General features: G+C 68.8%; 22 protein-coding genes. 10 read left to right on the top strand and 12 right to left on the bottom strand.

Annotated elements, in window-relative coordinates:
* The first annotated feature begins 47 nt into the window (after positions 1 to 47).
* Together AC0IX4_RS06065 and AC0IX4_RS06060 are read left to right on the top strand one after the other, a co-directional pair.
* Positions 48 to 4,004, top strand: a complete 3,957-nt coding sequence (locus tag AC0IX4_RS06065; protein WP_042574034.1) for a DNA-directed RNA polymerase subunit beta' — start codon at positions 48 to 50, stop codon at positions 4,002 to 4,004.
* Positions 4,005 to 4,213: 209 nt separating this feature from the next.
* Positions 4,214 to 4,603 (top strand): VOC family protein, encoded by a 390-nt coding sequence (locus AC0IX4_RS06060; protein WP_471828419.1) that lies wholly within the window; start codon positions 4,214 to 4,216, stop codon positions 4,601 to 4,603.
* Positions 4,604 to 4,619: 16 nt separating this feature from the next.
* Here AC0IX4_RS06060 and AC0IX4_RS06055 read toward each other — a convergent pair whose 3' ends face one another.
* Complete coding sequence (locus AC0IX4_RS06055; RefSeq protein WP_052493175.1) at positions 4,620 to 4,946, bottom strand: hypothetical protein; 327 nt, start codon at positions 4,944 to 4,946, stop codon at positions 4,620 to 4,622.
* Positions 4,947 to 5,045: 99 nt separating this feature from the next.
* Between AC0IX4_RS06055 and AC0IX4_RS06050 the strand changes: the two genes are divergently transcribed.
* Positions 5,046 to 6,683, top strand: coding sequence for an alkaline phosphatase D family protein (locus tag AC0IX4_RS06050; RefSeq protein WP_471828418.1), 1,638 nt, complete (start codon positions 5,046 to 5,048; stop codon positions 6,681 to 6,683).
* A 17-nt stretch (positions 6,684 to 6,700) separates the two neighbouring features.
* Here the strand turns inward: AC0IX4_RS06050 and AC0IX4_RS06045 are convergent, their stop codons facing one another.
* Positions 6,701 to 8,323 (bottom strand): GMC oxidoreductase, encoded by a 1,623-nt coding sequence (locus tag AC0IX4_RS06045; RefSeq protein WP_056074338.1) that lies wholly within the window; start codon positions 8,321 to 8,323, stop codon positions 6,701 to 6,703.
* A gap of 167 nt (positions 8,324 to 8,490) precedes the next feature.
* On the opposite strand from AC0IX4_RS06045, the gene AC0IX4_RS06040 reads away from it, so the two are divergent.
* Positions 8,491 to 9,453, top strand: a complete 963-nt coding sequence (locus AC0IX4_RS06040; protein ID WP_471828416.1) for an MsnO8 family LLM class oxidoreductase — start codon at positions 8,491 to 8,493, stop codon at positions 9,451 to 9,453.
* A 4-nt stretch (positions 9,454 to 9,457) separates the two neighbouring features.
* On the opposite strand, the gene AC0IX4_RS06035 is transcribed toward AC0IX4_RS06040, so the two are convergent.
* The 3 genes from AC0IX4_RS06035 to AC0IX4_RS06025 form a co-directional block, all read right to left on the bottom strand.
* The gene (locus AC0IX4_RS06035) at positions 9,458 to 10,549 is read right to left on the bottom strand and encodes an endonuclease/exonuclease/phosphatase family protein (RefSeq protein WP_056073805.1); all 1,092 of its coding nucleotides are present in this window, start codon (positions 10,547 to 10,549) and stop codon (positions 9,458 to 9,460) included.
* 64 nt (positions 10,550 to 10,613) lie between these two features.
* Complete coding sequence (locus AC0IX4_RS06030; RefSeq protein WP_471828415.1) at positions 10,614 to 11,963, bottom strand: MFS transporter; 1,350 nt, start codon at positions 11,961 to 11,963, stop codon at positions 10,614 to 10,616.
* A gap of 123 nt (positions 11,964 to 12,086) precedes the next feature.
* Positions 12,087 to 12,464 carry a VOC family protein gene (locus AC0IX4_RS06025; protein ID WP_056073801.1) on the bottom strand — a complete coding sequence of 126 codons (378 nt, stop codon included), beginning with the start codon at positions 12,462 to 12,464 and terminating at the stop codon, positions 12,087 to 12,089.
* Positions 12,465 to 12,609: 145 nt separating this feature from the next.
* On the opposite strand from AC0IX4_RS06025, the gene AC0IX4_RS06020 reads away from it, so the two are divergent.
* Positions 12,610 to 13,506 carry an SDR family oxidoreductase gene (locus AC0IX4_RS06020; RefSeq protein ID WP_056073799.1) on the top strand — a complete coding sequence of 299 codons (897 nt, stop codon included), beginning with the start codon at positions 12,610 to 12,612 and terminating at the stop codon, positions 13,504 to 13,506.
* Here AC0IX4_RS06020 and AC0IX4_RS06015 read toward each other — a convergent pair.
* Genes AC0IX4_RS06015 through AC0IX4_RS05995 form a run of 5 tightly spaced genes read right to left on the bottom strand, consistent with a single transcriptional unit; the run spans position 13,485 to position 17,932 of the window.
* Positions 13,485 to 13,982 (bottom strand): SixA phosphatase family protein, encoded by a 498-nt coding sequence (locus AC0IX4_RS06015; RefSeq protein WP_471828414.1) that lies wholly within the window; start codon positions 13,980 to 13,982, stop codon positions 13,485 to 13,487. The two genes, AC0IX4_RS06020 and AC0IX4_RS06015, sit on opposite strands and share 22 nt — an antisense overlap.
* Complete coding sequence (locus tag AC0IX4_RS06010; protein ID WP_471828413.1) at positions 13,961 to 14,755, bottom strand: glycosyltransferase family 2 protein; 795 nt, start codon at positions 14,753 to 14,755, stop codon at positions 13,961 to 13,963. The genes AC0IX4_RS06015 and AC0IX4_RS06010 overlap by 22 nt, the downstream gene beginning before the upstream one ends.
* The gene (locus AC0IX4_RS06005; RefSeq protein WP_471828412.1) at positions 14,752 to 15,735 is read right to left on the bottom strand and encodes a glycosyltransferase; all 984 of its coding nucleotides are present in this window, start codon (positions 15,733 to 15,735) and stop codon (positions 14,752 to 14,754) included. Before AC0IX4_RS06005 ends, AC0IX4_RS06010 begins: the two co-directional genes overlap by 4 nt.
* Positions 15,732 to 16,847: a glycosyltransferase gene (locus tag AC0IX4_RS06000; protein WP_056073791.1), complete on the bottom strand. Its 1,116-nt coding sequence runs from the start codon at positions 16,845 to 16,847 to the stop codon at positions 15,732 to 15,734. The genes AC0IX4_RS06005 and AC0IX4_RS06000 overlap by 4 nt, the downstream gene beginning before the upstream one ends.
* Entirely contained in the window at positions 16,844 to 17,932 is a 1,089-nt protein-coding gene (locus tag AC0IX4_RS05995; protein WP_052493174.1) for a glycosyltransferase family protein, read from the bottom strand. The genes AC0IX4_RS06000 and AC0IX4_RS05995 overlap by 4 nt, the downstream gene beginning before the upstream one ends.
* A gap of 213 nt (positions 17,933 to 18,145) precedes the next feature.
* On the opposite strand from AC0IX4_RS05995, the gene AC0IX4_RS05990 reads away from it, so the two are divergent.
* From AC0IX4_RS05990 to AC0IX4_RS05975, 4 genes are read left to right on the top strand one after another with little or no spacing between them, the layout of a single operon-like run.
* The gene (locus tag AC0IX4_RS05990) at positions 18,146 to 19,084 is read left to right on the top strand and encodes a WcbI family polysaccharide biosynthesis putative acetyltransferase (RefSeq protein ID WP_056073786.1); all 939 of its coding nucleotides are present in this window, start codon (positions 18,146 to 18,148) and stop codon (positions 19,082 to 19,084) included.
* Positions 19,081 to 20,082 (top strand): glycosyltransferase, encoded by a 1,002-nt coding sequence (locus AC0IX4_RS05985; RefSeq protein ID WP_471828411.1) that lies wholly within the window; start codon positions 19,081 to 19,083, stop codon positions 20,080 to 20,082. The genes AC0IX4_RS05990 and AC0IX4_RS05985 overlap by 4 nt, the downstream gene beginning before the upstream one ends.
* Positions 20,079 to 21,404 (top strand): glycosyltransferase family 2 protein, encoded by a 1,326-nt coding sequence (locus AC0IX4_RS05980; protein ID WP_471828410.1) that lies wholly within the window; start codon positions 20,079 to 20,081, stop codon positions 21,402 to 21,404. The genes AC0IX4_RS05985 and AC0IX4_RS05980 overlap by 4 nt, the downstream gene beginning before the upstream one ends.
* Before the next feature lie 23 nt (positions 21,405 to 21,427).
* Entirely contained in the window at positions 21,428 to 22,609 is a 1,182-nt protein-coding gene (locus AC0IX4_RS05975) for an NAD(P)/FAD-dependent oxidoreductase (RefSeq protein WP_471828409.1), read from the top strand.
* A gap of 1 nt (position 22,610) precedes the next feature.
* On the opposite strand, the gene AC0IX4_RS05970 is transcribed toward AC0IX4_RS05975, so the two are convergent.
* Positions 22,611 to 23,240 carry a TetR/AcrR family transcriptional regulator gene (locus tag AC0IX4_RS05970; protein ID WP_471828408.1) on the bottom strand — a complete coding sequence of 210 codons (630 nt, stop codon included), beginning with the start codon at positions 23,238 to 23,240 and terminating at the stop codon, positions 22,611 to 22,613.
* A gap of 87 nt (positions 23,241 to 23,327) precedes the next feature.
* Between AC0IX4_RS05970 and AC0IX4_RS05965 the strand changes: the two genes are divergently transcribed.
* Positions 23,328 to 24,671, top strand: coding sequence for a cytochrome P450 (locus AC0IX4_RS05965; RefSeq protein ID WP_471828407.1), 1,344 nt, complete (start codon positions 23,328 to 23,330; stop codon positions 24,669 to 24,671).
* Here the strand turns inward: AC0IX4_RS05965 and AC0IX4_RS05960 are convergent.
* Complete coding sequence (locus AC0IX4_RS05960; RefSeq protein ID WP_052493173.1) at positions 24,613 to 25,041, bottom strand: DUF1707 SHOCT-like domain-containing protein; 429 nt, start codon at positions 25,039 to 25,041, stop codon at positions 24,613 to 24,615. The genes AC0IX4_RS05965 and AC0IX4_RS05960 overlap by 59 nt on opposite strands.
* Between the last annotated feature and the right edge of the window lie 70 nt (positions 25,042 to 25,111).

Genomic DNA, 25,111 nt, shown 5'->3' with positions numbered 1-25,111 from the left:
TCGTAGCAGCAGAAAACTATCCCTGAGAAGGGGAAAGGAAGTACGACGTGCTGGACGTCAACTTCTTCGATGAACTCCGCATCGGTCTCGCGACCGCGGACGACATCCGCAATTGGTCCTACGGCGAGGTCAAGAAGCCGGAGACCATCAACTACCGCACGCTCAAGCCCGAGAAGGACGGCCTGTTCTGCGAGAAGATCTTCGGACCTACTCGCGACTGGGAGTGCTACTGCGGCAAGTACAAGCGCGTGCGCTTCAAGGGCATCATCTGTGAGCGCTGCGGCGTCGAGGTCACTCGCGCCAAGGTGCGTCGTGAGCGCATGGGCCACATCGAGCTGGCCGCACCGGTCACGCACATCTGGTACTTCAAGGGTGTCCCGTCGCGCCTCGGCTACCTGCTGGACCTGGCGCCGAAGGATCTCGAGAAGATCATCTACTTCGCCGCCTACGTCATCACGTCGGTCGACGAGGAACTGCGCCACAACGAGCTCTCCACTCTCGAAGCCGAGATGGAGGTCGAGAAGAAGGCTGTCGCCGATCAGCGTGACGCCGACCTCGAGGCCCGCGCCCAGAAGCTCGAGGCGGACATCGCCGAGCTCGAGGCCGAGGGTGCCAAGTCCGACGTGCGTCGCAAGGTCAAGGACGGCGGCGAGCGCGAGATGCGTCAGCTCCGTGACCGTGCGCAGCGTGAGCTGGATCGTCTCGAGGAGATCTGGACCACCTTCACCAAGCTGGCGAAGAAGCAGCTCATCATCGACGAGCTCATCTACCGCGAGCTGATCGACCGCTACGGCGAGTACTTCACGGGTGCGATGGGCGCGGAGTCCATCCAGAAGCTCATGGAGACCTTCGACATCGCGGCCGAGGCCGAGAGCCTGCGCGAGACGATCCGCAGTGGCAAGGGCCAGAAGAAGCTTCGTGCACTGAAGCGTCTCAAGGTCGTCGCCGCGTTCCAGTCCACGGGCAACTCGCCCATGGGCATGGTCCTCGACGCCGTGCCGGTGATCCCGCCGGAGCTGCGTCCGATGGTGCAGCTCGACGGTGGACGTTTCGCGACGTCCGACCTCAACGATCTGTACCGCCGCGTCATCAACCGCAACAACCGCCTCAAGCGACTGATCGACCTCGGTGCTCCCGAGATCATCGTCAACAACGAGAAGCGGATGCTGCAGGAGTCGGTCGATGCCCTGTTCGACAACGGCCGTCGTGGACGTCCGGTGACCGGACCGGGTAACCGCCCGCTCAAGTCGCTGTCCGATCTGCTCAAGGGCAAGCAGGGTCGTTTCCGTCAGAACCTGCTGGGCAAGCGCGTCGACTACTCGGGCCGTTCGGTCATCGTCGTCGGCCCGCAGCTCAAGCTGCACCAGTGCGGTCTGCCGAAGCTCATGGCACTCGAGCTGTTCAAGCCGTTCGTGATGAAGCGTCTGGTCGATCTGAACCACGCGCAGAACATCAAGTCGGCCAAGCGCATGGTCGAGCGTCAGCGTGCACAGGTGTGGGACGTCCTCGAAGAGGTCATCGCCGAGCACCCCGTGCTGCTGAACCGCGCACCGACCCTGCACCGTCTGGGCATCCAGGCATTCGAGCCGCAGCTGGTCGAGGGCAAGGCCATCCAGCTGCACCCCCTCGTGTGTGAGGCGTTCAACGCCGACTTCGACGGTGACCAGATGGCAGTGCACCTGCCGCTGTCCGCCGAGGCGCAGGCCGAGGCACGCGTGCTGATGCTGTCGTCGAACAACATCCTGTCGCCGGCATCGGGTCGACCGCTGGCCATGCCGCGTCTGGACATGGTCACGGGTCTGTTCCACCTGACGCGTCTCGACGACAAGGCTCTGGGCGAGTTCCAGGCCTCGACGTCCGATTCGGCAGAGCTGGGCATCTACGCCAGCCCCGCCGAGGCACAGATGGCCGTCGATCGTGGCGTCCTGACCGTGCAGTCGCAGATCAAGGTGCGTCTGACGCATCAGCGTCCGAGCCGCGAGATCGAGTCGGAGCTGTTCCCCGACGGGTGGACCCCGGGCGATGCCTGGACCGCCGAGACGACGCTGGGCCGCGTGCTCTTCAACGAGCTGCTCCCGACGAACTACCCGTTCGTCAACGAGCAGATGCCGAAGAAGCGCCAGGCGACGATCATCAACGATCTCGCCGAGCGGTACCCGATGATCGTGGTCGCGCAGACCGTCGACAAGCTCAAGGACGCCGGCTTCTACTGGGCCACGCGTTCGGGTGTCACCATCTCCATCTCCGACGTCCTCGTGCCGCCGGAGAAGCCGCAGATCCTCGAGGAGTTCGAGGCTCAGGCCGATCGTCTGGAGAAGCAGTACCAGCGTGGCGCTCTCGACCGGACCGAGCGCAACTCGGCCCTGGTCAAGATCTGGCAGGAAGCGACCGAGCAGGTCGGCAAGGCCATGGAGGCCCACTTCCCCGACGACAACCCCATCCCGATGATCGTGAAGTCCGGCGCCGCCGGAAACATGACTCAGGTGCGGTCGCTCGCCGGCATGAAGGGCCTGGTGACCAACCCGAAGGGTGAGTTCATCCCGCGCCCGATCAAGTCCTCCTTCAAGGAGGGCCTGACGGTCCTGGAGTACTTCATCAACACGCACGGTGCGCGTAAGGGTCTGGCCGACACGGCGCTTCGTACCGCCGACTCGGGCTACCTGACGCGTCGTCTGGTCGACGTCTCGCAGGACGTCATCGTTCGGGAAACCGACTGTGGCACCGAGCGCGGCATCACCACCACGATCGCCGAGCGCCTGGCGGACGGTTCCATGATCCGCGACGCGCACGTCGAGACCTCGACGTACGCCCGCACCCTGGCCGCCGACGCGGTCGACGCCGACGGCAACGTCATCGTCGAGCGTGGACACGACCTGGGCGACCCGGCCATCGACGCACTGCTCGCAGCGGGCATCACGTCGGTCAAGGTTCGATCGGTGCTCACCTGCACCACCGGAACCGGCGTCTGCGCCACCTGCTACGGCCGTTCCATGGCCACCGGCAAGCTCGTCGACATCGGCGAGGCCGTCGGTATCGTCGCGGCACAGTCGATCGGTGAGCCCGGCACGCAGCTCACGATGCGTACCTTCCACCAGGGTGGTGTGGCCGGCGACGACATCACCGGTGGTCTGCCCCGAGTGCAGGAGCTCTTCGAAGCTCGTGTGCCCAAGGGCAAGGCGCCCATCGCGGACGTCTCGGGTCGCATCCAGCTCGAGGACGGTGACCGTTTCTACAAGATCACCATCGTCCCGGACGACGGCGGCGAAGAAGTCGTCTACGACAAGCTCTCCAAGCGTCAGCGTCTGCGTGTCTTCAAGCACGACGACGGCACGGAGCGTCTGTTGTCGGACGGTGACCACGTCGAGGTCGGTCAGCAGCTCATGGAAGGTGCTGCCGATCCGCACGAGGTCCTGCGAGTCATGGGCCCGCGTCAGGTTCAGATCCACCTCGTCAACGAGGTCCAGGAGGTGTACCGCAGCCAGGGTGTGTCCATCCACGACAAGCACATCGAGACGATCGTTCGTCAGATGCTCCGCCGCGTGACCATCATCGATTCGGGCTCCACGGAGTTCCTGCCCGGATCGCTGACCGAGCGCAGTGAGTTCGAGTCGAGCAACCGTCGCGTCGTGTCCGAGGGTGGCGAGCCCGCGGCCGGACGTCCGGTGCTGATGGGTATCACCAAGGCATCGCTGGCGACCGACTCGTGGCTGTCCGCGGCGTCGTTCCAGGAGACCACCCGAGTGCTGACCGACGCGGCGATCAACTGCCGCTCGGACAAGCTCATCGGTCTCAAGGAGAACGTGATCATCGGAAAGCTGATCCCCGCCGGCACCGGCATCAACCGGTACCGGAACATCACGGTTCAGCCCACCGAGGAAGCACGTGCCGCGGCCTACGCGGTGCCGTCGTACGACGACCAGTACTACAGCGCGGACGGCTTCGGCCAGAACACCGGTGCTGCAGTGCCGCTCGACGACTACGGTTTCTCCGGCGACTACCGCTAGAGACGAGCAACACCGAGCCCCATCCCGCTTCGGCGGGGTGGGGCTCGTGTCGTTTCCAAGCTGCTCGCGCCGCTCGGCTGGGTTGCGCCGCGCGCTGCGCACGGTGGTGTGCGCAGGTTGCAGAGTGCGCTGACGGCCGGGCGCAGCGCACGGCCGTCCCGGTGCAGCAGCCGCGATGAGTTCCGGGCCACCGCGGAGTCCGCACCTGTATGACCGAGACTCCCAGCACCATCACGAACATCGGCGTGGCCATGTTCACCGTTGCCGACCAGGACAAGGCCCTCGACTTCTACACGCGTGTACTCGGATTCGAGGTGCGCGGAGATACGCGCTTCGGTCCGAACCAGGAGTACCGCTGGCTGGAGGTGGCGCCGCCGGGGTCCACAGCGCGCCTGGCGCTGAACCCGCCGATGTACGATCAGCCGGGCGGCTCGTCCATCGGTGTGGAGACGTCGGACGTCCGGGCCGAACACGCACGCCTGAGTGCCTTCGACGGGTTCGAGATGGAACCACTGGGTAGCGACGACGATCCGAACGTGCCGCCGATGTTCATGCTGAAGGATCCCGACGGCAACGTCATCACCGTCGTGCAGGCGTGATCCGTTCCCTCCCGGCTCAGCGCAGAGCGAGGGTCGGGAGGGACAAGCTCACCAGCATCAGTGCGAACAGCAGCCAGGCGGCGCCCTGCCAGACGGGCCACGTCCCGCCGTGGCGGTAGGAGCGGTAGCCGATCCACAGTGCGCCGAGCCCGCCGAGCAGACAGATACCGGGGACGAGCGCAGCGATCACGACACTGGACTCGCCCGCTGCGAGGAACACGGCCACCGCGACGGCAGCGATGCCGATCACTGCCCCGTCGTACGTGGCCGCGTGCCGGATCGCGCGCGGATCGCGCCACCGCTTCTCGACGTCGCGTCTGCCCATCTCTCGCTTGTCGTCCATGTCGTCTGCGTACCCGATTCGGGTGGCTTCAGCGCGAGTCCTCGCGCGCGTCGCCTCCGATCCACACGGAGTTTCCTTTCGAGGGGCACCGTTCGGTTCATGAGCCGTCGTGATCTCGTCATCGGTGCCGATCGTTCTCTGCGAGCCGGCACCACGCGTCGTTCGTTCCTCACGTGGACCGCACTGGTCGGTGCGCTCGCGATGACTCCGGAACTGTCGAGCGCGACGGCGCACGCGCAGCCGCAACGCGGCACCCCGGCCGACTACCCGTTCCGCCTCGGCGTCGCGTCGGGGGATCCGCTGCCGTATTCGGTGGTGCTGTGGACTCGTCTCGCGGTCGATCCCCTCGCTCCGGTCGGCGGTATGCGGCCGGGTGTGGTGCCGGTGCGGTGGGAGATCGCCGACGACGAACGGTTCGGGCGGACGGTGAGCCAGGGCATCGAACTGGCATCCGACGCGGACGGCTGGTCGGTGCACGTGGACGTGCGAGGTCTGGCTCCGGCGCGAGAGTACTTCTACCGTTTCATGGTCGGTCCACACGTGAGCACCGTCGGACGGACGAGGACGGCGCCCGCACCGGGATCACCCCTCGCGTCACTGTCGTTCGCGTGGGCGTCGTGCCAGAAGTGGGAGGACGGATTCTACGGTGCCTACGCCGATCTCGCGGCGAGTGACCCGGACGTCGTGTTCTTCCTCGGCGACTACATCTACGAGTATGCGATCCCCGGCACGGGCGCCCGCGCATCGCTGCCACGGCCCGAGTCCGCGGGACGAGAAACGTTGGTACTGAACGACTATCGCGATCGATACGCACTGTACAAGTCCGATCCCGACCTGGCGTCGGCGCACGCGGCGGCGCCGTGGATCACCACCTTCGACGATCACGAAGTGGATAACAACTGGGCCGGGGCGATCGGCCAGGATGCCGGCACCGCCGCTCCCGGCGATCCTGCGGGTGATCCGAGGTTGTTCCTCCTGCGCCGCGCCGATGCGTTCAAGGCGTGGTGGGAGAACACTCCTGTGCGGATGGCCCAGCGACCGACGGGACCGGATCTGACGGCGTACCGCCGCTTCAGTTTCGGTGACCTGGTGGACTTCTCGGTGCTCGACACCCGGCAGTACCGCAGCGATCAGGCCAACGGCGACGGCGAACACGCGCAGAACGCGGAGACCGCAGACCCGAGTCGCACCATCACCGGAGCGGCGCAGGAGAAGTGGATCCTCGACGGCTTCGGGTCCGGCGCCACGTGGAAGTTCCTCGCACACCAGACGGTGATCTCCGACCTCGCCCGCATCAGCGACGGCGAGCGGAAGGTCGGGATGGACCCGTGGAGTGGGTACGAGGCGTCACGGCACCGCATCCTCGACGGCGCCCGCGACCGGGGCATCACCCTCGCGTCCATCGTGGGCGACATCCACCGCACCATCGTGTCGGAACTGCGCCGCGACTATCAGGACGACTCCGCCCCGGTGGTGGGCGTCGAGATCGCGTCGACCTCCATCGCCTCGGGCAAGGACGGTGCCGACGTCGACGCGGCCGGTGCGGACATCGCGGCCGCGTCACCTCACGTCAAGTTCGGCAATGCCCGACGCGGCTACCTGCGTGCGACGCTGACGCCGACGGAGTGGCGGTCCGAGGTCCGGGTCCTGGACGCGATCTCGGTTCCCGGCGCGCCGGTCCGCACGGCAGCGACCGTGACGGTGCCGGAGGGTCGGCCGGAGATCGGCCTGGCCTAGATGACGACCGGGTACGCCTAGCCTCCGGCGGCGATGACGGCCGCGATGTTGCGCTCGGCGAGCGCGGTGATGGTGAGAGACGGGTTGGCGGCGCCCGTGCTGCCGGGAACGAGAGCTCCGTCCATGACGTACAGGCCGGGGTACCCCTTCACTCGTCCGTACGCATCGGTGACGTCGCCCAGGACCGCACCGCCGAGGGGGTGCGCGGTGAAGGTGTCGTCGACGTCGCGAGTGAACGGCTCGGCGGAGACGACGGTGCGGCCGGCCTGTGCCATCCGGTTCTGCACCGCGCGCAGTGCCTCCACGGTGTCGCGGCTGCCGCCCTTGGGCCAGGTCAAGCTCATCCCGTCGGTGGCACGGTCGTAGCGGAAATCGGCCCGCAGCGGGTCGATGGTCATACCGAGCGATCCGAGGAAACCCATCTCGGTGGGAACGCCCGGGACGTACCAGTTCTCGACGCTGAGAGGCAGGCCCGTGTCGTCGACGATGCGCGAGGCGCACGGCGCTCCCTGCGGTCCGCCGCCGATGGGGCCGAGCGAGCGGGTCATGAAGGCGTCACCGTTGGTGCCCCATCCGCGTCCGACGAACTCGTTGAGCTCGGGAAGCGCGCCGGTGGCCTGTGCGCGGACCAGCAGTTCGGTGGTTCCGATGGAGCCGGCGCCGAGAATCAGTGAGTCGCAGGTCAGCGTGCGCGTCTCGAGTGCGTTGCCCTCGGGATCGAGGCGCCGCACCTCCACGCGGTAGCGGCCACCGCTCTCGGTACCGATGGCGACGACCTCGTGGCTGTGACACACCACGGCGTTGCCCGTGGCCTCGGCCTGCGGGATGTAGTTCTGCGTCAGGTCGTGCTTCGCGCCGTTGGAATTGCCGAACGTGCTGCAGCCGACGGTGGCGGAGGGCCGGGACCGACCCGACATCTCGTCACGCAGCACGTTCCAGTTCCAGCCTCCGTCGACGCGCTGCGGGTCGAAACCGGCGCGGCGGGCGTGGTCGTCCCACGTCCTCGAGTGGGCGAACCCGGGGGAGGCGTAGATGTCGTCGGGCATGGTCGACGGCCGGAGCACCGAGCGAGCCTTCGGGTACCACTGCAACGCCATCTCGTCGTAGTCCACGCGGCCACCGAAGGAGAGGTCGAAGAAGCGTTTGTCCGGGGCGATGCTCACACCGGTGTAGACGACGGAACCGCCGCCCACCGCGGCTGCGCGCCACACCGACAGGTTCTCGTACCGGGTGGTGTCGAGGACGCCGTTGAACCAGTCGACGGGCCCGACAGGCATGCCGGTGAGGTTGGTGAACGAGCGCTGATGCCACAGGCCGCGCCCGTCGGCCGTCATGTCGGCGGTGAAGATGTCGCGGAACGGATCGCGCGGCCAGCGGAGTCCTCGTTCGAGCACGGTGACCGACGTACCGGCCTGCGCGAGCCGCAACGCCGCGGCGCTGGCTCCGAAGCCCGATCCGATGACGAGGGCGGGTGAGTGGTCCGGTGGACGCGGAGGGTCGGCGAACAGTTCGGGCAGGAGGTTCCGGATCGAGGGGACGCCGAGCGGGAGTGCGGACGCCGTCGACCGGGTGATCGCGGGCGGGACCGCGAGGCCCACCATTCCTGCTGCGGCCAGTTGCAGCAGTTGCCTGCGCTTCACGTGCACACCCACCATCGATCGAGAACAGTCGAATGGTCAGTGTCCCGTGAATGGTGCCCGTAGTGGAACCACTCGACCGGATTGTATGACTGTTACCAATCTCCGTGCTTGTTTCTCGGGAGTCAACGGAGCGGAACAGCGTGAAGCCCGCGGCGGTTGTGCAGAGTATGCGTCTGTCCCTTCTCGATCGCTCCCGTACCCGCACCGATCGGTCTGCCGCTACCGCGGTGTCGGACTCGATTGCGCGTGCACGGTGGGCCGAGGCGGCGGGCTACGAGCGGTTCTGGGTGGCCGAGCATCACGCCGTCCCCGGCATCGCGAGCGGCTCACCCGCGGTGCTGCTCGCCGCGATCGGCGCGGCGACGTCGCGGATCCGGCTGGGGTCGGGCGGCGTCATGCTGCCGAACCACTCGCCCATCGTCGTCGCGGAGCAGTTCGCGATGCTCGACGCGCTGTATCCCGGCCGGGTCGACCTCGGTGTCGGCCGGTCGCTGGGGTTCACGCCGCCGGTGCGCAAGGTGCTGCGGGCGGACACGGAGGACGCCGAGCGCTTCGCCGACGACCTCGCGGATCTGCAGGACTTCCTGCTCGGAACCGGTCCGGTGACCGTGCAGCCCGCGCCCGAGCGACTGATCCCGATCCACGTTCTCGCGACGGGTCACGGGCTCGCGATCGCCGCGCAGCGCGGGCTTCCCGTCGTGGTGGGCGGTCCGATGCTCACGGGTGACCTGGCTCCGCTGGCGGCGTATCGACGCGAGTTCGTTCCCTCGGCCTTCGCGGCGCAGCCGTCCGTGACGGTGTCGCTCGACGTGCTGGTCGCCGACACCGACGCCGAGGCCCGCGGGCTCGCCATGGCGGAGGCGGTGGCCATGGCGGACTCCCGCCGTACCGGGGAATTCCCACCGCTGCGGGCGGTCAGCGAGATGCCCGACGGTCTCACTCCGCGAGCTCGGGAGTCGGCTCAGCGCTCCCTCGACGGGAGCGTGCACGGCAGTCCGGCGACGGTGCGCCGCCGGCTCGAGGACCTCGTCGACCGCACCGCCGCGGACGAAATCCTGTCCTCGGCGTCGACGTTCGACCGCGACGCTCTGCGTGCGTCCGACGAGGCGTTGGCCGCACTGCTGCGCTGACGGGTCAGACCTGCAGGTCCACCCACACCAATCTGTGATCGCTCGCCGACAGCAATTCGGCGCCCGGCTCGCCCGGCGCGGGCCAGAAGACCCCCGATCCGGTGACCGTCAGATCGGTGCTCGGCAGGACGTAGTCCACCCGCAGATCACCCGGCACGGGATCGGCGAAGTCCGCCGTGTCGGTGCCGGCGGTCGGCGAGGTGGGCGTCGGGTCCTGCAGCGCCGGGCTGTCGAGGAGTTGCGCGATGGCGCCCGGGTAGGAGTCCCCGTCGACCGGATCGCTGTTCTGGTCCCCCAACACCACGAACGAGGAGCCGTTCGGCAGGCCGCCGGCCAGTCCGGTGTCGTCGACGAGGTAGTCGGCGCCGGCGACGTAGTCCGCGGTGAGCCGGATCTCGTCGTGATTGCGTCGGCCGTTTCGGTCCTCGGGCCCGTCGAAGGAGGGCGGCGTGGGGTGCGAGACGAGCAGGTGGATCACCCGCCCGTCGATGTCCACGGGCACGTCCCAGTGCGACTTGCTCGACAGGCGCAGCGCATCCGAGTTCGCGCCGTAGTACTCGCGCGGCAGCAGGTTGTCGGGCATGTCGGCCCAGCGGAAGGTCTGGAACGTGCGGACCGCGGCGGCGTCGAGCGGGAACTTGGAGAGGACGACCATGCCGTACTGGCCGGGGAACTGCCCGAAGCCCCAGGCGTCGTTCGGTCCGTCGGACCGCCCGTCGCCGTCGAGGTCGAGCCCGGACGGCTCGCCGGTGTTGACGGGCGCCGTGTATGCGAACGGGTAGTCGATCGGTGCGTCGCCGACGGCGAGGTAGTTGTCGCGGAAGAGGTCGACGGCGCCGTCGGAGTAGTCGAACTCGTTGAGCAGCAGCATGTCCGGGGCGTTGCGCTGAACGACGTCGGCCACCGACCGGATCTGCGGATCCGTTCCGGACCGCAGTGCGGCGACCAGATCGCCGGCGGCGGGGCGGTTCATGCTGGCGTTGTACGTCGCGACGCGGACGGTGCGTGGGTCACCGGGCGGCTCGTCGGCGGCAGGCGCGCTGCAGGCGGTGATCGTCAGGACGGACGCGGCGAGAAGCACGCGGGTGAGTCGCATGGTGCGGGACGCTATCGCGCCGTCCTGACAGACGGGCGAACACGAGGGGGCGGGCAGGGGCGCGTCAGGCCACGCCGTCCAGCACGCGCTGCGCGTCCGGCGACACGTACGGGTAGGCGCAGAGGGCGAGCACGCCCCCGATCAGCAGCAGGGGCAGCAGGGGCAGCATGCCGGTGGTGAGGGAGCCGTACGCGTCGGACACCGCGCCGACGAGGAGCGGTCCGACGGCGCCGCCCACCGTCGCGGCGATCTGCAGCAATCCGTAACCCAGTCCGCGGTCGCGCGGCGCGAGCACGTCGGCGACACACGAGGTGAGCGTCGGGATGGCCCAGGCGGTGAAGAACCCGAACACGGTGAGCAGCACGGAGAAGGGCAGCCAGCTCTCGGAGGCCAACGCCCCCGCCATGGCGGCGGTACCCAGCAGGATCCCCGAGCCGCCGACCAGGACTCGCCACTGGGACGGCGTCGCGATCGGAGTGCGTCGGGTGAGCAGCGAGCCCACGAGGGTGCCGCCGACGATGCCGACGAGCGTCAGTCCACCGCCCGCGGAGGCGGCGGCCGCCTCGCCCAGGCCGAAGCGACGTTGCAGCAGGCTGGGCACCCAGAACGTCAGGCCACCGACCGCGAGGCTCATGACGGTGAGAGCGCCGCCGGTGAACCACAGCGTCCGGATCGGTGCGACGCGGCGAAGTTGGACCGGCATCGGATCGGTGGTGGCCTCCGGCGCGGGCGTGTCCGCGCTGCCCGCGGCCAGTCTGTCGGCGTACCCCCGTTCGGGTTCCCGCACTCGCGACATCAGGACGGCGACCACCACACCGGGAATCGCCATGACGAGGAAGGCGCCGCGCCACCCGAGCCACTCGGCGAGTACGCCACCCAGCACGATCCCGGCGCCGCCGAGGTAGGCCGCGGTGCGCCACCAGCCGATGGCCGTCGGGCGGGTCGCGGGCGGGTGGAAGTCGGCGAGCATGCTGGCGCTGGCCGGGTTGTCGATGGCCTCGGCGGCGGCCAGGCCCATGCGCACGAGGTAGAAGATCGCGAAGGTCGGTGCGAGGGCCGATCCGACGGTGGCCAGGGCCCACAGGAAGACGACGACGGTGATGATGCGTCCGCGGTCGTGGCGGTCGGCGAGGTAGGCGGCGGGCATCGCGAGCAGGCCCGCGGCGACGGCGGCCGCGGTGGGGATCGAGCCGGCGGCCGTGTCGCCGAAGCCGAACTCCGCCTGCAGCTGCGGCAGCACGGCGGCGACCAGGCTGAACTCGATGCGGTCCACGAGCGAGACCAGCACCAGCACGATCGCGGGTCCCCACCCGTACGGGAGTGTGAAGGAGTCGCGCCGCGCGCCGATCGTGCGCCACCGCGGTGCTCGCGTCGCCGCCGTACCGCGCTCGGTCCGATTCTCGGTCTCCGTCACTGCCGCCCCCGTCCGACCGGCATGCCTGCCGACTTCGGCGCAGCCTAATCCGGCGAATCGCCCGGGAGCGGCCCTCGAGAGAAGGTTGGGCGGACCCACCATCGGGCCCGCCCGGACCCTTGCTCAGCCCACAGGCAACTGCTGCACGGACCACCTGTTGCCGTCCGGGTCGGCGAAGTAGGTGAACAGACCCCACCCCTCGTCCTTCACGGGGGTGGCCTCGACTCCGGCTGCCAGCAACATCTCCCGCGCGGCCTCCGCGTCCTGCACGACGACGAGCATCCCCTCGACGGAGCCGGGGACGGCGGTCGTGATGTTCTTCCCGATCGCGATCGAGCATGCGGAGCCCGGTGGGGTCAGCTGCACGTAGCGCATGTCAGGGAACGGGCTCGCGTCGTGGTCGGCGTGGAAGCCGATGCCGGTGTAGAACGCTTTCGCCCTGTCGACGTCGGCGACGGGAAGCATGACGAGTTGGATCTCCATGGTCAGCGTTGCGGTCATGACTGCTCCTGGCGGTGTGTGCGGGTGATGACGAGTACCTTGCCGCGGATAGAGGACAGCTACAGTCCTCTGGTCCGACATTCTTAGGTGCAAACCGGAGTAACAGGTACTGTGACCCGCACAACTCGTCACAGGAGGACTTCTCATGGTCAGCATCGGCAACAAGGTCGTACTCATCACCGGCGCAGGACGCGGTATCGGTGAGGCGACCGCACGGGCACTCGCCGCCAAGGGTGCTCGGCTGGTCCTGACCGATGTCGACGAGGCCCCCCTCGCTGCGCTGGTCGCCGACCTCGGAGACATCGCTGTCGGCGTCCGCGCCGACGTTCGTGATCTCGCACAGATGCAGCATGCGGTGGACACCGGCATCGAGCGTTTCGGTGGCATCGACGTCGTGCTCGCCAACGCCGGCATCTCGAGCTACGGATCGGTGCTGAACGTCGATCCCGAGACCTTCAAGCGCGTCATCGACATCAACACGACCGGCGTCTTCCACACCGTCCGGGCAGCGCTGCCGTCGCTGATCGAGCGCAAGGGATACGTGCTCGTCGTGTCCTCGCTCGCCGCCTTCACCGCCTGCCCCGGACTCGCCTCGTACAACGCGAGCAAGGCGGGAGCCGAGCACTTCGCCAACGCGTTGCGACTCGAGGTGAAGTACCAGGGAGTCGACGTCGGCTCCGCACACATGGCGTGGATCGACACCCCGTTGGTGCAGGACGCCAAGTCCGACCTGTCCGCGTTCCAGGATCTCCTCGCGGTCCTGCCCTGGCCACTGGGCAAGACGCTGCCGGTCGAGGCGTGTGTCGACGCGTTCGTCCGCGCGATCGAGAAGCGGTCACGCCGCGTCTACGTTCCCGGCATCGTCGGCGGTATCGGCTGGGCGCGGTCCGTCCTGACGACGCGCCTCGGCGAGTACACGACGCTGCGCCACGTTCCCCGCATCCTCCCGAAGATGGACGCCGAGGTGAAGGCCCTCGGACGCTCCGAGAGTGCCCGCAACCGAGCGGTGGTCGAGAAGGATCAGTCGACGCGGAGTGCGTGAGTCAGGCGAGCGCCGCCGCGGCCGAGGTCCGTCCAGTCGCCGGTCGTCTCGAGGACGGCCATCGCCGACGTCGGGAAACCCGACCTGATCCAGCGGCCCGCCTCGGAATCCACATCGTCCGCGAGTTCCAGTGCGGTGAAGGGGATTCCGGGTGCGTGCCCGACCACCAGCACGATCCTTGCCGACGCGTCCGCGGTGGTGATCTCACCGAGGATGTCGTCGGGCGATCCGCCGTACAGCGAGCCCTCGAACCGCACGTCCGCGGTGACACCGGTCCGCTCGAGGGTCTGACGTGTGCGGATGGCCGTCGAGCAGATGACGGCGTCGACGGTGCCCACAGTTTTCCGGATCCAGTCGCCCGCCGCCGCCGCTTGACGACGCCCACGATCGTCCAGCGGTCGGTCGTGGTCGTCCACCCCGTCGGGGTACGAGGACTTGCCGTGGCGCATCAGGATCAGGGTGCGGGTGTCGGGCATCGTCCGATCGTAGAACCTTCGGGTGTCCAGTCGAGGAGGCCGCGCTCGCGGAAGGCGGTCAGCCAGCCCAGCATCGGCCAGTGCCCCCAGCGGCGGTGGAAGACGGCGGCGTTGGTCACGATGTCGTCGAGGTGTTCGACCGGTGGCGACGACACCGGATGCCACTGGTGGTAGGCGTGGGCGCCGCCGATCCACAGCAGGTCGTGGCCGGACCGTTCGGCGACTCGGCCGAAGTCGGTATCCTCGCCGCCGTAGCCGGAGTACTCCTCGCAGAAGCCGCCGAGGGTGGTCCACGTGGTCGCGGTGACGGCGAAGGACAGAGACCAGAACAGGTCCCAGTTCGTGCCGCGCTCGACGTGCCCCGGCGCCGGATCCGGCCGGGCTGCATGGGGATGGGTCCACGGGCCCAACGCGTCGGCTCGAACGCTGGCGTCAGGCAGGTAGGTCACGGGCCCGCCGAGCACGGCGCCGTCACGCGCATGCTCGGCGTAGAGACCGATGAGGTCCGGCCCCGGTATGCAGTCGACGTCGAGGAACACCAGCACGTCGGCGCCCGCGTCGATGGCCAGCCGGGCGCCGGTGTTGCGTGCTTGCGCGAGGGGAAGAGGCCGGCCGGTGCGCGGAACGGTCACGGTCGCATCGAGCACCGAGGGGTCGCCCATTGAGACCACGACGTGCGCATCGGCCGGTCGGGAACTCAGGGCGAGTCCGCGGCGCTGCGCGGCCAGATGCTCTGCCCGCCCGGACACGATCGTGATGACTGCCGTCGTCATGCAAGAACCTCGTCGACGGCCGCTGCGGCACGGGCGGCTGCGCCGTCGATACGTGTGGCGGTTCGGATGTCGCCCGACATCGAGCGGACTCGGTCCATGATGTCGGGCCACTCGTCGGGAGCCGGCCAGGCCTCGAGCGCCACCGCGAGACCGGCCTGCCCGAGGGCGCGTGCCGTGGCGAGTTGCTCACCGTACGGGCGGTTCTCGGCGATCACCACGGTCGGTGCGCCCGATGCCGCCACGTCGGCGACGGCGTTCTGCCCGGCATGGGTGACCACGACCCCGGCCGATGTCAGCGTCGGCCAGACGTCGTCGACCCACGGCGTTCCGGGGATGCCGATGCCGCGCCACGACAGCTCGGGGGTGTGGTTCCCGACCAGATCGAGGTAGTCGGTGGTGACCTGCGAACCGCCGGCGCCGGCCAGGACGGCCACCGATGCGTCGTCACGCGTCGTCGCCCCGTCGGTGCGGTCGGCGTGCCGGCTGATGGATCCCGTGTAGGTCGTCTTGTCGTCGACGTCGGCGAGCCAGTCGGGGCGGTACACCGCGTCCGACCACGGAGCGACGATGCGATCGGCGATGCGGTAGGCCATGAGGTGCGGTGCATCGGTGCGCTCTCCCGGCATCGCGAACACGACCACGGGAATCCCCATGAGCCGCACGAACATCGACACCTCGACGGAGACGTCGACGACCATGGCGGCGGGACGATGGTTCCCGACCCACTCCGCAAGCAACGCCATGCGGGACGTCATGCCCGGCACGCGGGTGGGCGCCCAGTGCAGCACCCCGCCCGCAGTCGGATCCGACGCGTCGTCGCCGGTGTCCATCGGCAGGTCGACCCAGTCGGCGAACGGGGTGATGTCGGCCGGGCGCGGACGGGACGACAGCACCGTCACGGGCCCGGACAGGTGCTTCGCGACCGACCGCGCTCGGGTCAGGTGACCGACTCCGTGGTGGTGGACGTAGTACCCGATCACACCGGTACGCGCGCTGATTTGCTCGACGCGTCGAGCACGCTGCGATAGAGGTCGAGGTAGCTGTCGACCATCCGGATGTCCGAGCACACCAGCTCGGCGCGTGCCCGCGCCGCGGATCGCGGAAGAGCCGCAGCGGCGTCGATGGCGTGGGCGAGAGCATCGATGTCGTCCGCGGGCACCATGCGTCCGCAGGTCTCGTCGAGGATCTCGGGGATGCCGCCGCGCTCGAAGGCGGCGACGGGGGTGCCGCAGGCCAGGGCTTCGGCGACGACGAGTCCGTACGGCTCGTCCCACTGCGGCGTCACCAACGCCACCGAGGCGCCGCCGACGAGGTCGGCGAGTTCCTTCTGCACGAGGTGGCCCTCGTAGGTCACCCCGTTGCCCAGGCGCGGCTCGACGGCGGTGCGGAAGTAGTCCTCGTCGGACGCCGGACCGGCGATGCGCAGGTGGTATCCCGCGCGGCGCGCCGCGTCGATCGCGAGGTCGACGCCCTTCTCGGGCACCAGTCGGCCGGTCCAGACGGCGTAACCGCCGCTCCCGGATCCCACCGGCCACCGGTCGAGAGCGATGCCGTTCGGCACGACGGGTATCCGTCCGGCAACGGGGTGCCACTGCTCCGCGGTGTACTCGCTGACCGCGGCATATCCGGTGTCGGGGTTCAGCGGTACGGCGGCGGCGGACTCGAGCCAGGCGAGGGGCGGCGTGTGCAGGGTGGTGAGCATCGGGACAGGCACCATCGACGACATCGCGATCGGGAGGTAATGCAGGCTGTGGTTGTGGATGATGTCGAACGAATCACCCAGTGGCCCGGCCAGTTCGAGCATCACCGACAGGTACGCATGATGCTCGTGCACCACCCACGACGGACCCATGTGTTCGGTCCGGGCGTGGGGACTCATGCGGAAGGTGTGCACCTCGATGACGTCGCGCGCGACATCCGTGGACGTGCCTTCGGCCCCGAACAGCGTCACGTCGTGACCACGCTCGGTCAACGCGTGCGCAAGATGCCACACGTGCGCCTCGAGACCTCCGGCGAACGGCTGTGCGATAGGGAATCTGGACGAACCCAGGAGAGCGATCCGTAAGGGACGGTCGGAGGGCTGGTGCGTCACGCGAGCACCACTCCGTCCCAATGTCCGGAGGCCAGGGGGGAGGCGAGACGGCGATAGATCGCAGCGTGCTCGGCCGCGATCGCAGACTGCTGGTGCCGGCGGTAGTCGGCGAGTCCGCTGACGTCCGGGCGGGTCCGGACGGCCTCGCCCACCGCGGCTTCGAGCGTCGACGGATCGAGCAGGTCCGGACCGAAGACATAGGTCGGGCACGGGAACTGGTCGGCGAAGTGCCCGCTGTCGGGAACCACGGGGACGACCCCGAGATCGCGGCACGCTTCCATCCAGCCCGAATGCGTACCGAAGCGGTACGGGAGGACCGACACGTCGATCTCGGAGAAGTACTGCCACAGTTCGGCGTCGGTGAAGCGGCGATGGACCCGCACGTCGACGTCGGGATGATCGCGGAAGGCCAACAGACGCTCGCCACGTTCCGGCGCATACCAGTGGCTTCGGTGATCGAAGACGTCGTCGTCGATGTCCAACCGCACGACGGCGTCGTGAGCCGCAGCGGCCGCCACCACAGCGGGCATGACTGCTTCGGGGTCCATGTTGGCGCGCAGCGACTTCGCATGCACGGCCACGACACGCGGGTCGGTGCGCTCGCTCCGGTCGACGGCGGCGATGACGTCCAGCGGCGCGACGTGCGGGTGCGGGATCACCTGTGCCGACCGTCCCCACAGACGCTCGATCTCACGGGCGGCCCGGTCGGTCAGCGTGATCACGATGTCGGCGGCATGGATCAGCACGTCGAGCTGGGCGCGGTGCATGGCGTAGTCGGGGAAGTGCGGGTTGTGCAGGTCGTGCACCGTCAGCACGAGCGGGGTCGCCGACTCGTGCAGGACGGACACGACGTCTGTCAGGCGGTCCGGTGTGGCTGCGTCGAACCCGAAGTGCAGGTGCACCACGTCGATCTCGTCGATGTGGGCCCGCAGATAATCGGGCTCGAGGAATCGTGGGGGCCACCACTGGCCGGCGGTCGTCGCCTCGAGTGGTCGGGGGTCCTCGAGAAGGACGATGTCGTCGCCGGTGGGGGTGATTCCGACGACGTACGGGTGCGCAGCAGGGATGGAAGCGACGGCGATCACGGCTCGGGTCTTCCTCTCGGGAGCGGGCAGACGCACTCACCGTCGGATGACACGGGCGGCACGTATGCACAAGTGGTGACAGGCCGCCTTCTTGACCTCGACGCGATAAGGATGCCCCGGGGGGGCCCGACACAAACGCCGGTGTCGTGCAGGTCTCCTCCGCCCGGGGGCCTCCTGCCGCTTCGCCGACTCACCGTTCGGGTAGACGCTGGTATGTCCACGTCACACGCTCGGCAGCCGGACGGCCGCACTCGCCACTACGGCGAGTTCTACGGGCTCGATCCGGTGCCCACCGACCTGCCGCTGTGGCTCGTTCTCGGGAACTGCCAGGCAGAAGCCCTGCGGGTCATGCTCGACACCGTGCCGGACGTGCCGTTCCGCACCGTGCGGATGCCGCCGGTCCACGAGCTGGAGTCCGCGGATCTGGTGCACCTCACGGAGTTGGCCGGCCGGGCCTCGGTGCTTCTGGCGCAGCCGGTGCGGGACGACTACCGGGACCTGCCGATCGGGACATCGCAGGTCGCCGGGCTGCTGCCGGACGGGGCTCGGGTGGTCCGCTGGCCGGTCTTCCGGTACAGCGGCCTGTACCCGTTCCAGGTCATCGTCCGACATCCCAGCGACCCCTCGGCCACCCCGGCCGGCGCTCCGTACCACGACCTCAGGACAGTTCTTGCTGCTCACGTCGGCATGACGGACGCGGAGGTGCCGCCCGGCGCCGTTCTCGCCAACGCGGAGGCGAGCATCGCCGAACTCGCGCGACGTGAGCGCCGGGACTGCGATGTCGCGATCTCCGACGTCGTGACGCGCCATGGCGCCGAGGCCGCCCACACGATCAACCACCCCGGTAACCCCGTGCTTCTCGAGCTTGCGACGCGTGTGCTCGGCGCAGCCGGAGCGGATGTTGCGCCGACCGATCCCGGGCGGGTGCTGCTCGACTCGGTGCACACACCGCTGGAGGCAGATGTCGTCGAGGCGTTGTCCCTGGGTGTCCCGCCGCGTCCGGACTGGACCATCGGCGGCGAGACCGTCGCCGCGGAGGAGATCGAACGACAGCAGTTGCAGTGGTACGAGGAGCACCCGGTGTTCGTCGACGCGGCGCTGACCCGTCATGCCGACACCCTCGACCTGCTTTTTCCCGGAGCGGTTCGATGACCGCGGTGACGAACCTCGTGGTGGGTCCGGATCGCCACGGTGTCGTGCAGTTCGCCCTGCGGATCAGGGAGGGAGTGTCGGCCGCCGGTCTCGACACCGCGCTGGTGCGCGTCGAGTCGGCCGAGCAGGACACGCGGCTTCCCGACGCCGACGTCGTGCACCTGCACGTCACGGATCGCCTGTTCGGATCCCCTGCAGGAAAAGCGGCGGACGTCGTCGAGAACCTCGGAGCGCGGGTGCACGCGGCGGGTGCCGCGTTCGTGGTCACGCTGCACGACCTGCCGCAGCCGTCGGACGGGCGATCCGCGCAGGCCCGGATCGACTGCTACTCGCGGGTGCTCGGGTGCTGCGACACCGCGATCGTCAGCAGCGAGCACGAACGTGCGCTGCTGGCTGCCGCAGGAATCGCCGCGGCAGCACCGGTGGCGGTGATTCCGCTGCCGGTGGCGACGGGAACCGGTGTGCGCTCGGTGCCCGACGACGTGTCGGTCGGCGTCTTGGGATTCCTGTACCCGGGCAAGGGCCACGCCGAAGTACTCGACGCAGTGCCGGCCGGCGCACGGATGGTGGCTCTGGGCACTCCCTCGCCCGGCCACGACGACCTGGTCACCGACCTCGAGAAGGCCGCGGCCGACCGCGGGATCGGGCTGCAGGTCACCGGATACATCGACGACGTGGATCTGCCCGACGTGCTGAGCCGGGTGACGGTGCCGGTGGCGCACCACCGCCACATGTCGGCGTCGGGATCGATCAACACCTGGATCGAGCACGGCCGTCGGCCGCTGGTCGTGGCCGGTCCGTATACCCGGGAGTTCGCACGCAGGTCGCCGGGAACGGTCACGGTGTACGACGAGGGCGACCTGGCCGGGGCTCTGCAGCGCGCATCGCTGGACCCCTCGTCGACGTGGATCGAGGACGGCGTCGTCGCACATCCGACGCTTCTCGAGGTCGGCGTCGCGCACGTGGATCTGTACCGCACATCGACCGGTGGACGATGACGGCGCACGCGCTGTCCGTCGACGGGACGTACACCGTACCGGGCAATCGCTGGGACCTCGTGGCGAACGTCGGTGCACCGCCCCGCACGGTCAGTGTGGTGGTGCCGTACTACGAGCAACCCGAGCAACTGTCGATGCTGCTGACCGCGCTCGAGCAGCAGACGGCGGCGGTGACGGAGGTGATCGTCGCCGACGACGGATCCCCGACGCCGCCGGTGATCGAGTCGCCGTTGACCGTCGTCGTGGTGCGGCAGGAGGACGACGGGTTCCGCGCTGCCGCGGCGCGCAACCTGGGTGCTCGGGCCGCGTCGGGAGACATCCTGTGCTTTCTCGACGCCGATACGATCCCGGAACCCGGATACATCGAGGCTCTGGTGCGACTGCCCTCGCTGATCCCCGACGCGGTGACCGTCGGCAGGCGTCGGCACGCGGACCTGACTGCGCTGGGCCATCTCCCCGGCCCGGGGGACGACGTTCTCGACGAGCCCGGGTGGTTGGTCGACGCATACCGGGGATCACGGAACCTGCTCGACGCCGACTACCGGTCGTACCGCCACATCATCAGTGCCGTGATGTGTTGTACAGCAGCGTTCTTCGACGAGATCGGCGGATTCGACGAGTCGTTCACCCGCTACGGCGGGGAGGACTGGGAGCTGGCGAACCGCGCATTCCTGGCCGGTGCGGTGCTGGCCCACGTGCCGGACGCCGTTGCCTGGCACGACGGTCCCGACTGGGCCGGCCGCGCCACGGCCGAGCGCACGCAGCACAAGAACGCCGAGGCTCTGTCGCTGCTGCCGCTCGTCACCGATCCTGTGGCTCGGACACACGGCGTGCGCTACGCCGTCCCGGACGTCACGGCCGTCGTCCACGCCGACGGGCACAGCGCGGCGTCCCTGCTGGCAACGGTGGGATCAATTCTGGCGCACGGCGATGTGACGGTATGGATCGACGGCACGGATGCCGACGACCTTCTCGCGCAGTGGGGTCTGGACGACTCCCGCATCGCGCCGGGACGCCCGACCGAGGACGACGTGCGTCGCAGCCGATTCGGACTCGAGGTACACGGCAGAGTCGTCTTCGGTGCCGACGCGCTGCGCCGACTGGAGAGTGCGACGCCGGCGAACGGCCCCGCCTGCGCCCGTATCGCGCGTCCCGACGCGTCGGTCACGTGGTGGTCCTGGCGCGGCGTCCGCCGTGCGCGTAGATGGTCACCCTTGTTGAACGAACCCGAGAACGACGTACTGGCAACTCTTTTCGGCATCGTCGAGCCCGACGACGTCGACGTCACGATCGGGCCGGCGCAGCCGGACCTGTCGTGGTGACACCCGGACAACGAGGAGACCCCATGACACCCCAGCGAGACATCGTCGTCATCGGCGGCGGCAACGCCGGGATCAGCGCCGCGGCCCGATTCCTGAACAAGGGAATCGACGACGTCACAGTGATCGAACCGCAGACCGTGCACACCTACCGCCCGCTGCTGTCCTACGTCGGCGGCGGACAGGCATCGCTCCGCAGCGCGCAGCGGACACAGCGCAGCGTGACGCCCAAGGGGTGCCGGTGGATCCAGGACTCCGTCGTGTCCATCGACCCGGTGAACCGCACGGTCCGCTGCGAGTCGGGAACCGAGGTGGGCTACCGGGACCTCGTCCTGGGGCCCGGCCTGGTGCCGGACCACGACGCCCTGCCGGGAATCGATGCTGCCCTGGCCACGGCGTCGGTGGCCAGCAACTACCTCGACGAGGCAACGCGCACATGGCATCTGGTGCAGACGATGCCCGCCGATGGGCACGCTGTCTTCACGGTTCCGCGCGCGCCGGTCAGTTGCACGGGCACCACCCTGAAGCCGTTGTTCCTCGCCGCGGCGCACTGGCAGAAGACCGGGCGATCACCGTCGATCACGCTGGTGGTCGATCGGCGCGGGCTCGTCGACGTTCCGGCGCTCGACGAGCGCCTCGAGGTGCGGCTGCGTGAACTCGACGTGCGCGTCCTGCACGACACCGCCGTCACCGCGCTCGATCCCGGGGACCGCTCGCTGACGGTCACCGGTCCCGCCGGTGCGGAGTCGATCTCGTACGACATGCTCCATCTCGTCCCGCCGTATCGGGGACCGAAGTGGCTCGAGAACTGCGGCCCGGACTTCACCGCGGCGCACGGCCTGGTGAACATCGATTCCCGGACGTTCCGGCATCGCGTCCACGACAGCGTGTGGGCAGTGGGGGACGGCGCGGCCATCGACACCGATCCGTCGGGCGGCGGACTACGACAACAGGTGTCGATCATGGTCGACAACGTGCTGGCATCGCGGAACGGCGGCACCTTCGGCGAGTACGACGGTTACACGGTGGCGCCGATCCCGGTGCGTGCGCGTTCCTTGATCGCCGCCGAGTTCGACCGGACCGGCGAGGTGACGTCGTCGCTGCCGTCGTTCCTCGATCCGCTGAAGCCGCGCCTGCTGTCCTGGGCCGGTGACCGCTACGGCCTTCCCGTCGCCTACTGGAACCTGCTTCTGAAGGGGCATCTCTGAGTCAGCTGGTCGGGCGCAGCATTCCGGTGACGAAGAGCTGCGCTGCCGCGTCGACGATGTCCTCGGGCGTTGCGGCGACGTGGCCCTGCAGGAGGGCGGACACGAGCTCGGAGCACGCGCCGATGAACATCAGCGCCATCAGCCTGTCCTGCGGTGGGGAGGGCGCCCGGTCGGCCCACAGTTCGTGCGACTGCTCGAGGACGACGTCCGCCACCGCGTCGATCGTCGACTGACGTCGGGCGCGCAGCGTCGGTGACGCCATCGACTCGACGAAGGCGACTCGGCCCTTCCTCGGGTCGTCCACCAGGATCGACACGACCGCGGTCAGGGCTGCGTGCACACGGTCGGTGATGTCGCCGTCCGTGGTGGTGACCGCATGCAGCGCAGCGTGTCTGACCTCGGCGGCGACACCGTCGAGGACGGCGACGAACAGGTCGGCCTTGGTCTTGAAGCTCTCGTAGAAGTAGCGCTCGGTGAGGCCGGCCGCCGAGCAGACCGCGGTCATCGTGGTCTTCTCCGTTCCGGTCGACGCCATCAGGTCCAGACCCGCCTCGAGCAGTGCCGCGCGCCGTCGCTCGACGCGGTCGGTGGCGTCCATCCCGCCGTAGGTCCTGCGTGCGGGGTCCGTCATACGGCCAGTCTGTCAGGTCTTGACGCGGCGGCTCGTGTGACGCAGACTACATCTGACAGGACGCCCTGTCAGATACGAGGAGGCCTCATGGCTCGCGCTCTCGCCACCCCGCCCGCCGGCACCCACCTGCGGCCCGTCATGGGCGGCGGGGGGATCCCGTACGTGGGTCGGTCGATGGAGTACATCCGGGATCCGCTCGCACTCTGGCGGAGCCAGGAGCGTAAGTACGGCCGCGTCTCGTGGCACACGATGGCCGGGCGGCGCGTGGTGCTCGTGCTCGGTGCGGACGGATGCGAGGAGATCCTCACCAACCGTGACAAGGCCTTCAGCAACGCGCTGGGGTGGCGGCCGCTCATCGGACCGTTCTTCGACAACGGGTTGATGCTGATGGACCTCGGCGAGCACCGGCAGAACCGGCGGCTGCTGCAGCAGGCGTTCACCAAGGAACGGCTGGCGTCGTACGCGTCGACGATGGAACCGCTGATCGAGAAGCGTGTCCGCGCGTGGGAACCGGCCGACGCGTTCCCGGTGTATCCGGCGGTGAAGTCGTTGACTCTGGGGCTGGCCACCGAGGTCTTCATGGGCGGAGTGCGTGACGACGACACCCGTCTGGACGCCGTCAATGCCGCGTTCGTCGACTGCGTGCAGGCGGCGACCTCGATCGTGCGCGTCAACGTTCCGGGTGGTCGTTGGCGACGCGGTCTCGTCGGCCGTCGGTACCTCGAAGCCTTCCTCCGCGACTACCTGCCGGAGCGTCGACGCGGCGACGGGCACGACTTGTTCACCGTCCTCGCGCACCTCGAGGACGAGAACGGGGAGCGCTTCTCCGACGACGCGATCATCGACCACATGATCTTCCTGCTCATGGCGGCACACGACACGTCGACATCCACGATCTCGACGATGATCGACCAGTTGGGACGATCGCCGCAGTGGCAGGACGAGTGTCGCAGGCAGTCTCTCGCAGTGGGATCGGACATCTCGTCGCCGGAGGTCAGAGCGTCGTTGACGGCGCTCGACTGCGTCATGAAGGAATCGCTGCGCATGTTGGCGCCGCTACCCACGATGGCGCGATGGACGGTGCGCGACACCGTGATCGGCGGCCACCATGTTCCGGCCGACGTCATGGTCGTGGCCACCCCGCACTACTCCCATCACGACGCGGCGCTCTGGACGGACCCGGAGACGTTCGACCCCACCCGGTTCGACGGCCGGGCACTCCCGCACAAGTACGCGTGGCAGCCGTTCGGCGGCGGCGTCCACACGTGTCTCGGCCAGTTCTTCTCGGCCATCGAGATCACGATGGTCGTGCATCATTTGCTGCGGAACTACACGTGGACGGTGTCGTCCGATCGGCAGACGCCGATCGACTTCACCTCGCTGCCTTTTCCCAAGGACGGACAGCCCGTGAGGTTGCGGCGGCGCAACTGAAGGTGCCCAGACCCGTTGTCGCCGCGGCGATGCTGTGCACGAGCAGCACCATGCCCCACGGCCCGGCCACCCAGATCGGCCACGGGTACAGCATCGATCCCGAGGCGACGCAGGTCATCACGTAGATCACGCTGCACAGCGCGACGACCGCCGCCCATGTCAGCCACGACGCCGCCAGTCCCGCGCGGGCGGGACGCGGAACGGGTGAGGGTCGCGGGAGATCGCGGACGGTGGCGTCCAGTTCCTCGGCGGTGCGTGCGGCGACGACGGCCTCGGAACGGCGATCGAACTCGGCCAGCGTGAGGTGACCGTCCCCCACCGCGGCGGTGAGGACTGCGAGTGCCTGCTCGTGCGTCTGCGGTGCGGTCATCGATCACTCGATTCGTCAGGTGACAGTCCACTGTGGACTGTCCTGCCTCAGCGTGCACCGTCCACTGTGG

This window comes from Rhodococcus sp. AC861 (assembly GCF_979256035.1).
The sequence above is the reverse complement of the archived record's forward strand: the minus strand, read 5'-3'. Positions and strand labels throughout refer to the sequence as shown.